Raw genomic sequence first — 13,725 nt, 5'->3', positions numbered from 1 at the left:
GGCACGGACGAACAGAACTATCCGCTGTACTGGCAGGCGCGGGCCCGGAAGAATCCGGTGCAGTTCGAAGCGTTCGACAGCCTGAACAACCAGCTGCCGGATGAATACAAGATCCAGAATATTCTGGGGCTGGCACCGTACATGCCGGAATATGCGAAGAACAACCTGCAGCTGGAATCGATGGCTGGCGACTATACCATTAAGCTGATTGCCGGAGCGGATACGCTGGACGGACTGGCAGATTTCCAGGCCAAGTATAAGGCCGCCGGAGAAGAAGCGAGTGCGAAGGAAATCAATGACTGGTATGCAACCTTAAGCAAATAAACCAGAGGAGCGGCAGCTTGCAGTCCGGGAGTCTGCCGCTTTCTTACAAGGCTTAGATAATTACGCGTATGAGCTTGAGCAGCAGTGAGTCAAGCTGAAACGAATATCAGATTAAACTACCAGCATAGAAGGGCAGTGATTATATGAAATTCATGAAGAGGCTGAAACAGACCATTGCCGTGCTCAGTACCGTTGTTCTGCTGGCCGCTCCGTTTCCGGGGCATTCCGCCATTGCAGCGGCGGAGGGTGAGCTTGCAGCTCATGGCGGCACACACATTCTGCAAGCTGCGCTTAAGGCAGGGGCAACCGATTGGGCCTATACGGAGCAAACGGTCTCCGGAATAACGGCCAATACCGCCTATACCTTCGGCGTCTGGGTAAAAGGCAGCGGGATCGTCACGCTGAAGCTGTCGTCGGGCGGTTCGACGGTAGCTTACACCCGGCCTGTCGCAAGCGGGGAATGGACATACCAGTCGATAGATTTCAATTCCGGTACGAGATCAGGGGCCATGGTCTTCTCCATTGTGGACAGCGCGGGAACCGCCTTCCCGCAGAGCCAGGCCGCCGGAATGATGGTTCTGGACGATGCTTTTCTGGGGCTGACCGGCTCCACAGTCAACTTGCTACAGAACGCGGGCTTTGAGCAAGGCTTCAGCGGCTGGAACAAATACGAGAAGGATGTCTTTACTGTAACGGAAGCTGCTCCGGGGGAGGAACCTGCCCAGCCCACAGAGCCGCCGGTTAACACAACGGTATATACAGGAACCCACTCGCTGAAGGCGGACCTTCAGGGCAAAACAAGCGGCTGGGCTTATGCTACCCAGAAGGTCACGGGCATAACCCAGGGTACAGTATATGAGCTGGGCATGTGGGTGAAGGGCGGCGGGGCCGCCACGCTGAAGCTGTCCAAGGGCTCAAGTTCTGGAAGCGCTTCACAGTATGTACGCCAAAAAGCGACCGGCAGCTGGGTCTACTGGACAGCGGATTATACCGCCACCTCAGCCGAGGATCTGTATGTATCCATCTATGACAGCGCCGTCTTCTCCGGCTCGGGCTTCACGCAGGCGGAAGCGGCGGGCACCATGTACATTGACGATGTATTTTTTGGAGTCAAAGGTACGGCGTCCAATCTGCTGCTGAATCCGGGCTTTGAGGCTACAAGCGGACTTACGAATTGGACGGTTGCGAATAACAGCTCGCCAGTTGTGTTCGCCGTTACAGAGGGAACCCCGGAGAACGGTACACCGGTTCCGAGCAGCACACCGAATCCGAGCAGCACGGCGGCTCCGAGCAGTACGCCGGTCCAGACAAGTACACCCACCCCGGCTGCAACAGCAACTCCGGCAAGTACACCAACTCCAGCACCAACCGTAACACCAACGGTAACACCAACCTCATCCGGCTCACCGCTCCCGAGCGCACCGGTGGATGCAGCGAATATACACAGCGGCAACCGTTCGATGCAAGCGGTAACCAAGGGGAAGAAATCCGACTGGAAAACGGTCACGCAGACGGTGAGCGGAATTACCGCGAATACGGATTACACCTTCGGGCTGTGGATGAAGGGCAGCGGTGCCGTCACGGTGAAGACGGCCAAGAGCAGCGGAGAGAATCTCCAGTTCATCAGACCTAAGGCTACAGGCACCTGGACTTATGTAACTACCAGCTTTAACTCCGGCACGTATTCCGGCTCGCTTGTTTTCTCGATCTCGGACAGTGCGGGAAGTGCTCTGCCCGAAGCGGAAGCGGCGGGAACGATGTATATTGACGATGTCTTCTTCGGATTAACCGGCGGCGCCAATCTGCTGCTGAACAGCGGCTTTGAGCAGCAGCTCAAATATTGGGGAGGCGATAAGGGAACGGTCTTTACACGGTATCCCAACCAATCGGATAATCCCCCGGCCGAGCAATATGAGGGCATTAACAATCTGGGCGTGTATGCCTGGGACCGGAACCCGGACGGGGTAACCGATTTCGGAGACTGGGTTGGCCGGACGCCGTATCTGGCGGAGGATTTCCTGGAGCAGAATACATGGTCCGATCTTGAAGGCGGCAACCGCCTGGCTGCCTGGCAGAATACACCTTATGCCGGCAGTATGCTGTGGGCGGCATATCCGTTCCCTAAATCGGGCGGAAGCCTGGCAGAGGCGGCAAGCGGAGCCTATAACGGGCATTACCGGAAGCTCGGGGAGAATCTGATTGCCTCCGGCATGGCGAATGCGACGATCCGCTTCGGGCATGAGTTCAACGGCGGCTGGTATGTATGGTCGGTCGGAAATGCCAATGATCCGGACCATCTGCAGAAAACCGAGGATTTCGCGGAAAGCTTCCGCCAGTTCGTTAACACGCTGCGCAGCATTCCGGGGCAGCAGTTCAAATTCGTCTGGAATCCGGCCACCGCAATCTGGGGCGTAGACCTGGAAGCGGCCTTCCCGGGCAGAGACTATGTGGATTTCATCGGGATCGACCACTATGACCAGACCTGGACACAAAGCGGCGGGACACCGATATACGGGACGGCCTACCAGAACGCCGATCCAGCCGAACGGTTAAGAAGACAACAGCTGGCCTGGACGGCCGAGGTGAATGACGGCAACTGGGGACTGAATATGATTGCCTCCTTCGCCGAAGATCAAGGGGTTCCGCTTGCACTCTGCGAATGGGGGCTGGCTGCCCGGTCAGACGGAATGGGCGGGGCGGATAATCCTTATTTCATCCAGCAGATGCATGAGTGGATCGAGAACAACAATGTGGCCTGGCATGTGTACTTCAACGTCTCGGCCAGCGACGGCGACCATGATCTGTATGACACGGTAGCTTTCCCGCAGTCCTCGGCCAAATTCAGCGAGCTGTGGAACCCGGCCGGAGCGCCGGATACATCCCCGGCCATTGAGCCTGCGGATATCCCCGGCATCAGCGGGCCGTATGTCCGGATCGAAGGCGAAGACGGCATCCTGACCGGTAGCGTCAACAAGCTTCACGGTGATCCATGGGCATCCGGTGGAGAATTCGCTGTGATGTACAAATCGGTCAACGCGCTTACCTTCACCAATGCGAACCGGGCGGATAACGGGCTTGCCATTGTCTATCAGGGCTGGCAGTCGGACCAGAAAGCTTCTCTCTACGTCAACGGCGTTCTGGTCAAAGCGGGTATCCTGTTCCCGCAGCACGGGCGCTCCTGGTCGCACAGCTACGGCTCTGTCGTCATTCCTGACGTACAGATCCCTCAGGGAGCTACCGTCAAGCTGCAGATCAATCCAAGCGATGAGCTGGACAACTTCGATAACTTCAAGGTCGACTATATTCTGCTGCTGGGAGCAACGGGGACTTATGTCCCCGGCGATCCCGCCGATCTCGAAGACGGTTCCCAGGCGGTGAGCGTGCCTTCGCGGACCTCCTTCACCCGCAGCGGGGTATGGGCGCTCACGGCCAATGTGAAAGGCACCGGGGACACCAACGGTTCCAGTTATAGTACGCAGCCTGTGCTTACCGCAGGCAAGAGCTATACCTTCGGCGCCTGGATCAAGGGCTCCGGCAAGATGGCATTGGTCATTCAGAATACAACGAGCTGGGCGGAGGTGCTTGTGAAGCCCTTCCAGGCCACGGCTGACTGGCAGTATGTCTCGGCCACGTACACGCCTTCCGCCACCGGCCCGTACAACATCAAGCTGGGAGACAGGGACACCAGCGGCAATGCGGGCCGGATCTATATTGACGATGTGAAGCTGGCGGGAACGGAGGACGGGGCTGCCGTAATCGATGAGAATTTCGAGGACGGCGGAACCCATTGGTGGAATCCTGCGAATTTCACGATGACGGATTACTCGCGTAATGCAGGCAGCGCAGATGCCCATAGCGGCAGCTGGGCGCTGAAGGCCAGCAGCGGCGGGGAAGCGGCAGGAGTGGAGACAGCCTTCTCCCAGGCGCTGCACCTGAAGGGCGGCGAAGCGTATACCTTCAAGTTCTGGGCGAAGGGAAGCGGCGATGTCTCGGTACAGCTGCAGAATAAGGATAACCAGCTGCTGCTGGCCGATGAGAGCTTCGCGGTGGCTTCTGCGGGTGTCTGGGAAGAACACAGCTTCACCGTGCAGCCGGCGGCAAGCGGTGACTATACCCTGAAGCTGGAGAGCGGAAGCAGCGGCGGGGTACTGTACCTAGACGATCTGCTGCTGAACGCCGCAGGCAACAATAATCTGCTGGCGAATCCCGATTTCGAGCTGGGGACGGGATACTGGCAGGAGAATGCCGCATTCGCCGTCCTGAATGCGAATGAACTGCATTTGGCGGATGGGCTGATCGACGGGCTGGACAGCCTGGACAAGGTGAAGGAAACCGCCAATATCAAGATCGACAACGCCAATACAGCCTGGTATGGCGGAGATTCCGCGCGGGCTGTCCAGGCCGGGGCGGGCGGCGGCTATCTTCTGTACGAGCTGCCGTCCGGCATCACCTCCGTTTCTATCACCCTCTATGAAGATGAAGCCAATACGCCAAAGGGGATAGCCGCTTCCGTGTCTGACGGAAGCGGTTTTGAGCCTCTGGCCCTGACCGCCGACACGTATGCCAATGCCGGGAAGACGAATCTTCCGCTCACCGTCTACCAGAGCTATGGCGTTCCGGCAGGCATGACCCTGCTTAAGATCGCCATTCCGGACAGCAGTGGCGCCGGGACTGTGCAGCTGTCGGAGGTTGCCATTAATGCTGTCGCGGCTCCGGTGACGGCAGCGCCGGGAGCCGGGGAGATGACTCCCGGGCAAGCCGTAACGCTCGCCACAAGCGAGAGTGGCGGGAATATTTACTATACGCTCACGGGAAGCGAGGCGAAGCTTCTCTATACCGGGCCGGTCACCCTGGACCACTCCACCACACTGACCGCCTGGACGGAAGCTGCGGGCAAGCGCAAGAGCATCACCCGTTCGTTCGCTTATGTGAACACGGAAGAGATTGTGGTCGATGCCTACGGGCAGATCCGCACGGCCGAGTTCCCGGGCAAGATTCATAACGACGCGGAATTCGCCGGGGCTACGCTTGCCGATCAGGCCTATACGGACGGACTTACCGCTCCGGCAGACCGGGATGCTTACGGCGGACTGGCCGGAAGCCAGGCAACCTATCATTTAATGCAGACCGGATACTTCCATATTGAACAGCTGAACGGGAAATCTGTCATGGTCGATCCGCTCGGCAATCTGTATTTCAACCTGGCTGTGAACGGCACGGGATATGTGGATGAGACCTTCACGGTCGTGAACGGGCGCGAGAACGTCTATGAATGGCTGCCGGCGAAGACCGGACAGTTCCAGAGCGCCTATGACGGCAGCGGGAACTTCTCCTTCTTTGTGGCGAATCAGATCCGGCGGACCGGACAGCCCTTCAGCCAGACCCAGTATTCCGCGGACAGCGTGGATTTCGTGAAGTCGCTGGGCTTCACCGGACTCGGCGCCTGGTCCAAGGCCAGCGGCATGCCTTATGTGGACTGGCTGCCTATGCCGAACCTGAAGATCGGGGACAGCGGCTTATTCGATATCTTCCACCCCGATATGCTGAACCAGCTGGATGAGAGATTCAGTGCGCTCGGGGCCAATACCGGTAATCAGCAGCTGATCGGCTATATGTTCGCCAACGAGCTTCCTTACAACAAGCTGAAGTCCGCCGTTCCGGCGGCGAATGCCTCGACCGGCAGCAAGGTCAGGCTGGTGGAGATGCTCGCGGAGGAATACGGAACGATTGACAGCTTCAATACCGCCTGGGCGATGAACGCCGCCAGCTTCGAGGCGCTGAAGAACACCTCCTTTGCCGCCAAGACAGAGCTGGCTACGCAGGATATGGACCATTTTACAGCGCTGTATCTGGATGAGCTCTACAAGCAGATTGCCTATTACACCAAGAAGTATGACCCGAATCATCTGGCTATGGGTGACCGGTGGCTGGCCGGTGTGATGAATGACAGCAAGCTCCGGGAAGCCCTGGCTCAGTACGCGGGCAAATATATGGATGTGCTGACTTACAATTATTATACCTATGACTTGAACCTGGACATGCTGAAGCATCTGTACGATCTGGCTGGGGGAACGCCGTTTATCATGACGGAGTTCCATTACGGCGATCCGACCACCGGCCTGACGTTCGCGGCCCGGATGGCCGAGAATGAGCAGGACAAAGGGCTGATGTACAGCAACTACGTGGAGCAGGCGGCAGCTTCAGGCATCATTGTCGGCGCCGACTGGTTCACCTATCTGGACCAGGCGCCTACGGGAAGATGGTTCCAGGGGCTGAACGGCGAAGCCGGTGCCATCGGGCTGATCAATGTTGCGGGGCGGCCGTATCAGGACTTCCTTGAGTCGGTGTCCGGAACCAATAGCAAGATCTATGACATCCTGCTCGGCAACACGCCGCCGTATGACCATGTGTTCAAGCCGGGACAGACCGAGCGGACTTCGGATAAGGTATTGTCTGTAGCGAAGGCAGCTGCTGCTCCGGTACTCGGTAATTTGGACACGGAATGGACAGGTGCCGCGACTGCCTCTATTACCGATGTCGATCTGGTGCTGGGTGTGATGAAGACAGGCGTCGGCGGCCAGATGAGCCTGACCTGGGATGATGATTACTTCTATTTCCGCTCCCATATTGATGATCCCACGCCGATGCAGAGCCCGAATGTAATCAAGGGGCTCACCGTGCCGGCGGCCAAGGCCTACCTGTGGGCCGGAGATGCCATTGAGCTGTTCTTCGGGCCGAAGAATGTGGATGAAGGCGGCTCGATGCAGTTCAGCGACAGCCAGATTCTGCTGGCAGCGGCCATGGACGCAAGCGGCAATGCGCAGACGGCCTATTACTGGGCCGGGTATAAGGAGCAGGAGCAGCCGGCCATCGACATGGCGGCCAAGCCGGATGAGGACGGCAAGGGCTATACCCTTGAGGCGCGGATTGCTTTTGCGGATCTGGGAGTAACCGGTCCTTCAGACGGTACGGCCATCCGTTTCGATATGGGCTTCGATGAAGGGGGTGCCGGCGGCCGTGAACGTCAGTTCTACTGGAACGGGGTAGAGAGCAACTCCGCGAACCGGGAGAAATGGGGCAAGATCATTCTCGCGGACGGCGGCACCGCTGCTCCGGCCGGAGTGCCCGGCACGCCGGTGCTTGCCGACAACAACGGCTACGATACGGGATTGGCCGATGGAGATTATCAGGTGACGATGAATATGTGGTGGGGGAACAACGGAGATACCTATAAGCTCTACGAGAACGATGTTCTCATTGATACGCAGACGCTGTCCGCCCATTCTCCGGATGCCCAGACAGCGGTCACGTCCATCAGCGGCAGGAAGAACGGGACTTACCGCTATTACGCGGAGCTGACGAGCCGGGCGGGGACCACAAGAAGCGCTCCTCTGACCGTGGCTGTAACCCAGGCCCAGCCCGGCACCCCGGTCCTGAGCCACAACAACTGGGATCAGGACGGCAGCTTTGAGATCAGTATGAATATGTGGTGGGGAACGAACGGCTCCGTGTACAAGCTGTATGAGAATGGCGTGCTTATAGATACTCAGACGCTTGCCCAGCGGACGCCAAATGCCCAGTCTGCCGTGACTAGGGTTCGCGGCAAAGCGCCGGGCAGCTATGAATACCGCTGTGAGCTGATCAACAGCGCGGGGGCGTCAACCAGCCAGACGATCGTTGTCCAGGTTACAAAATAAACTTTCACCGCAAAAGTCTATACAAAAAGCCGGGAAATTAAAGGATATTCCATGGGGAAATCAGGAGCAAATTGATAGAATGTGGGGGAGTAACAAGGACCCGGCCAGAGCTGCTGGCCGGGTCCTCATATTATAGGGGGTTTAAGAACATGGCAGAAATTATTGGCAGCGCGTTACCTAACATTCCTTGGCAGGACAAGCCGGACGGAATCCAGGATGTAGTCTGGAGACATGACTCCAATCCGATTGTGGACTGGAATCCGATTCCGGCTGCTTCGCGGATTTTTAACAGTGCGGTAATTCCCTACGAAGGCGGATTTATCGGGGTGTTCCGCGCCGAGCATAAGCATGGCATGCCCAATCTGCATCTGGGACGGTCGGAGGACGGGCTGAAGTGGGAGATCGAGCATGAAGGCATTGTCTGGAAGGATGAGGCTGGTGAGCCTTACCAGCCGAATTATGCCTACGATCCCCGGGTGGTGCAGATTGAAGATATGTACTACATCATCTGGTGTACGGATTTCGGCGGTGCGGCTCTGGGGCTTGGCATGACCCGGGATTTCCGGGAGTTTGTCCGGCTGGAGAATCCGTTCATTCCTTTTAACCGCAACGGCGTACTGTTTCCCCGGACAATCAATGGAAAGTACGTGCTGCTCAGCCGTCCCAGCGACAGCGGGCATACCCCGTTCGGCGACATTTATCTGAGCGAGAGCCCGGATATGGTCCATTGGGGACACCACCGGAAGGTCATGTCCAAGGGTGCCGCCGGCTGGTGGCAGGATGTGAAGATCGGAGGCGGACCTGCGCCGATTGAAACGTCGGAGGGCTGGCTGATCTTTTACCATGGCGTCGTCGGCACCTGCAACGGGCTGGTCTACAGCATGGGTGCGGCGATTCTCGATCTGGATACCCCTTCCAAGGTGCTGTGCCGGACAAGGGATTATCTGCTGACCCCGGAGAAAAATTACGAAGCGGTCGGGTTCGTCCCGAACGTGGTCTTCCCCTGTGCAACGCTGCAGGATGCGGCAACCGGGCGGATTGCCATCTACTACGGGGCGGCGGACACCTATGTGGCCGTGGCCTACACCACCATTCAAGAGCTGATTCCCTATATCAAGGCGAATTCCGCGCTTGCTCCGGGTGACGGCATCGACTTCAGATAAATTATAAGGAAAGGGGCTGGAGCACCATGGCTGGCTTCGGCAATTTCACAGAGAACGGCTCAGAGTTTGTATTTACCGGCACGCAGACCCCGCGGCCTATGCTGAATTATATTTGGAACCCGCGGATACTGTCGGGCATTAACCATTTCGGCGGCGGCGACGGGGCTTATGGCTCGCGGAGTGCCGCCTATATCGACCCGGAGGGAAGAGGGCGTTCAAGCCTGTTCCGCGGCGGCAACCGCTATTTCTATATCCGTGACGGGGAAACGGGTGAATTCTGGAATCCGGGCTGGTACCCGGTCAAGCGGACACTGGACCGGTACTCCTGCACCCACGGGCTGGGGTATAGCCGGCTGGAGGGGGCTTACGGCGGAATTTCCGCCAGCGCCAGAGTATTCGTCAATGCGGAGGACCCGGTGGAAATCTGGACGGTGACCCTCACGAACGAAAGCCCGCGTGAACGGGAGATTAAGGTCTATTCCTTCGTAGAATTCTCACTGGAAGGCTATGCAAGGTACAGTGAATATAACTCCTATGTCTACTGCGATTATCTGGCAGAGGACGACATTATTGTCGCGCATAACCATACCCAGGAGCGGCCGCATGAATGGTTCGACGGCTTCGCGGCGGCGAGCGTGAAGCCGACAGGCTACGAGACGGGGAAGCGGGCGTTTCTGGGGAACTACGGCGATACCGGCAGTCCCCAGAGCGTAGTCCGCGGAGCCTGCTCGAATTCACTGGCCGCCTGTGAGGATATGGTCGGCGTGCTGGAGCACACCTTCACCCTGAAGCCGGGGGAGGAGGTTACCTATCATACCCTCTGGGGAGCAGCCGATGGCAATGAGACGGCGCGGGAGCTGACCCGCAAGCTGCTGGCACCCGGCAGGATCGAAGCTGATTTCGCGCGGCTGCTGGCGGAGAAGACAGCGATGACGGAGGATATTGCCGTGCAGACGCCGCTGGATAAGGTGAATCACATCACCAATATGTGGGTCAAGCAGCAGGTGCTGCTCTGTGCCGAGGCCGGCAGAGCCACAGGCAAGGGCTTCCGTGACCAGCTGCAGGATGCCTGGGCGGTGTCCGCTTTTCTCCCGGGATTGGCTAAGGAGAAGATCAAGGAAACCCTGAAGTATCAATACAAGGACGGGAAATGCGTCCGGGGCTGGCTTCCGCTGGACCCGCATATTTATTCCGATGGTCCCGTGTGGATTGCGCCGACGGTGAATGCCTATCTCAAGGAGACCGGCGATTATTCCTTCCTGCAGGAGCAGGTGCCTTATCTGGATGAAGGGGCGGGCACGGTCTGGGAGCATATGCTGACAGCGGTCCGTTATTCCTCCGGGGACCTCGGGGAGCATTCGCTGGTGCTTGCCCATGACGGGGACTGGAACGATTCGCTGAACGGAATCGGTACGGGCGGCAAGGGCGAAAGCGTCTGGACCTCGATTGCCCTGTATCATGCCCTGAACGAAACTGCGGAATTGGCCCGGGAAGTGATCCGGGATGAGGGGCTTGCCCAGGAACTGCTGGAGCTTGCTGCACGAATTAAGGATGCGGTGAATGCTAACGGCTGGGACGGGGAATGGTACCTTGCGGCTTACAATGACCTTGGGGACAAGGTCGGTTCCCATACGGAACAGGAGGGCAGCATATACCTGAACAGCCAGACCTGGGCGGTCATGTCGGGACTGGCTGAGGGTGAACGTGCCGGGCAGTGTCTGCTGGCGGTGGACAGCAAGCTGGACTCCCCTTATGGACCGCTTACCCTTTCGCCTCCTTATACGGAATACAATGCCTCTATCGGCCGCTTAACCGGCTTCGTCCCCGGCATCTGGGAGAACGGAACGCCTTACTGCCATGGGGGAACGTTCAAGATTGTTGCCGATTGCGTGGCGGGAAGAGGCAATGAAGCCTTTGACACCTACAGCAAAATACTGCCCGACAGCGCCGTCAACCCTTCGGATCATTCCGGCTGCGAGCCTTATGCGTTCACGAATATGTACTTCGGTCCGGCGAACCCGCGGGCCGGAGAGACGGCATTTGCCTGGGTAACCGGTACGGCAGGCTGGATGTTCCGTGCGGTGACCCAGTATATGCTCGGCTTCTATCCGGGCTACGCTGATATTAAGATACGTCCCTGCATCCCGGAGGACTGGGAGGAATGCTCTATGAAGCGGGTCTATAGAGGCGATACTTATCTGCTGACCATCCGCAACAAGAACAGGAAGCAATGCGGGCTGGAGCGGCTGACCGTTGACGGCAAGGAGATTGCCGGGGACGTCTTTCCTATTTTTGGAGACGGTCTGACGCATACTGTAGAGGTGGACATGTAGAGACTGCGGGCAGTTCCATAGTGCCGCAACTTTATAGAATAGCACCAGAAATTGAAGGATTGCCTTCTACTGAAAACGGTATCGTTTCTTTACAATAAAGATACAACAGACAGAAGAAGGTGATAGATTTGAATAAAAGCGAAATCTCGCTGGGCTATCAGCAAGCGGTCAAGACGGGGGCCGGCGGAAGGCGCTGGCGGCTGATCCGCAGCAACCTCGATATGTACGCGCTGCTGCTTCCCGGGCTTGTCTTTTTATTATTGTTCAAATACACGCCGATGTACGGCATCCTGATTGCCTTTCAGGATTTCAACATTTTCGGCGGTATCGGGGGAAGCGAATGGGTCGGGCTGGCGCAGTTCGAGAAGCTGATTCATTCCAGCGATTTCATGAATGTGCTGATCAACACGCTGGTCATCAGCCTGTACAAGATCGTCATATTATTTCCGATTCCGGTATTGATCGCTTTGCTGCTGAATGAAGTGAAGCGGATGTTCTTCAAGCGTACGATCCAGACGGTTATTTATCTGCCCCATTTTCTCTCGTGGGTCATCATCTCCGGATTGTTCATCACCATTCTCTCCCCGGCGGGCGGGCTGGTCAATGAGATCATCAGCAGCTTCGGCGGGCATCCGGTCTCGTTCCTGACCGACAACCAGTTCTTCCGCAGCGTCATTGTCTTCACGGCAGGCTGGAAGGAAACCGGCTGGAATGCCATCGTCTTCATCGCTGCCATTGCGGGCATCGAGCAGGAGCAGTACGAAGCGGCAGCCATCGACGGTGCGGGACGGATCAGACAGATGATCTCGATCACCCTGCCAGGCATTCTGCCCACCGTTGTGCTGATGTTCATCCTGCGGATCGGCAGCCTGCTGGAAGCGGGGACGGAACAGATTCTCACCATGTATAATCCGCTGGTCTACCAGACGGGGGATGTAATCGGAACCTATGTGTACCGCCTCGGGCTGGGACAACAGGATTACAGCTTCAGTACAGCGGTCGGATTATTCAATTCCGTCGTCGGCTTTGTGCTGGTGTTGTCCGGCAACATGCTCAGCCGCAAATTTTTGAACCGCAGCATCTGGTAAGGGAGGAGAAGTGTGAACATGCGCAGCAAAACAATCGGCAGTCTGTGCTTTGATGCCGGAATCTATCTCTTTTTGACCGCGATGGGACTGATCACTCTGCTCCCGTTCGCCAATGTACTGTCGAAGTCGGTAAGTGAGGAGTGGGCGATCACCTCGGGTAAGGTCGGTATTTTCCCGGTAGGGTTCCAGCTGGATACGATGAAATTCGTCGTCACCTCCAGCCAGTTCCTGCATTCCCTGCTAATCTCGGTTATTGTCACGCTTGTGGGAACGCTATTGTCGCTGCTCATCACCGCCATGACGGCCTACCCGCTGTCCAAGCGGGAGCTTCCAGGCTCCGGCATTCTGATCGTCATGTTTATCTTCACGATGATGTTCAGCGGCGGCATTATTCCGAATTACCTGTTGATCCGCCAGCTCGGCCTGATCAATCATCTGGGCTCGCTGATTCTGCCGGCACTGATCAATGTATTCAACATGCTGGTGATCAAAAGCTACTTCGAGAGCCTCCCGGAAAGCCTGGAGGAATCAGCCAAGCTCGAAGGGGCGAGGAATTATACGATCCTATTCCGGATTATTCTGCCGCTCAGCGCTCCGGTGCTGGCTACGATCGGTTTGTTCTACGCCGTATCGTTCTGGAATGACTATTTCAATCCGATGCTGTATATTAACAGCTCTAACCTGAAACCGCTTCAGCTCTATCTGCAGGATATCGTCATGAATGCGGACAGCTCCTCCCTCAACCGGAGCGCCGATGATCTGATGAACGTTCCGGCGGAGGGCGTCCGGGCAGCGACTGTCATCGCCTCGACCGTGCCGATTCTGTTGGTGTATCCGTTCCTGCAGAAGTACTTCATCAAGGGTGTGCTGATCGGCTCCGTCAAGGGCTGATCAGAATTCTGGAATTCGGCTTCAACTGTAAATTATAGATATATCTTTCAGGAGGGTCTCACATGAGAAAAATCAGTAAAACAGCCGCACTGGCCGCAGTGACCATGCTTCTTGCATCATCCCTGGCAGCCTGCTCGTCGAACAACGGCAACAATAATGCCTCAGGCGCAGCGGATGCGCCGGGCAATTCCGGCAGTCCGGCTACGGCAGCCGCCGAGTCCAAGCCGGA

Annotated in this window: 4 protein-coding genes and 3 pseudogenes; all 7 read left to right on the top strand. The window is 57.2% G+C overall.

Annotated elements, in window-relative coordinates; genetic code table 11:
* Positions 1-324: pseudogene (locus GC101_RS27005) on the top strand (extracellular solute-binding protein); the annotation flags it as partial.
* Positions 325-467: 143 nt separating this feature from the next.
* A pseudogene (locus GC101_RS27000) lies at positions 468-7,406 on the top strand (carbohydrate binding domain-containing protein); the annotation flags it as partial.
* Between the two features lie 81 nt (positions 7,407-7,487).
* A pseudogene (locus GC101_RS36975) lies at positions 7,488-8,021 on the top strand (chitinase N-terminal domain-containing protein); the annotation flags it as partial.
* A gap of 149 nt (positions 8,022-8,170) precedes the next feature.
* A complete protein-coding gene (locus GC101_RS26995) occupies positions 8,171-9,184 on the top strand; it encodes a glycoside hydrolase family 130 protein (RefSeq protein WP_171719842.1) in 1,014 nt (337 codons plus the stop codon).
* A 26-nt stretch (positions 9,185-9,210) separates the two neighbouring features.
* The gene (locus GC101_RS26990) at positions 9,211-11,517 is read left to right on the top strand and encodes a GH36-type glycosyl hydrolase domain-containing protein (RefSeq protein WP_171719841.1); all 2,307 of its coding nucleotides are present in this window, start codon (positions 9,211-9,213) and stop codon (positions 11,515-11,517) included.
* Positions 11,518-11,738: 221 nt separating this feature from the next.
* A complete protein-coding gene (locus tag GC101_RS26985; RefSeq protein WP_171719844.1) occupies positions 11,739-12,605 on the top strand; it encodes an ABC transporter permease in 867 nt (288 codons plus the stop codon).
* Positions 12,606-12,623: 18 nt separating this feature from the next.
* Positions 12,624-13,496 (top strand): carbohydrate ABC transporter permease, encoded by an 873-nt coding sequence (locus tag GC101_RS26980; protein ID WP_052429660.1) that lies wholly within the window; start codon positions 12,624-12,626, stop codon positions 13,494-13,496.
* The last annotated feature ends 229 nt before the right edge of the window (positions 13,497-13,725 follow it).

The sequence above is a fragment of the Paenibacillus phytohabitans genome, from assembly GCF_013141775.1.
In the GTDB taxonomy this organism is placed as follows: Bacteria; Bacillota; Bacilli; order Paenibacillales; family Paenibacillaceae; genus Paenibacillus_AQ; species Paenibacillus_AQ phytohabitans.
Note: the sequence above shows the minus strand (reverse complement) of the source record. Positions and strands in the feature narration are given on the sequence as shown.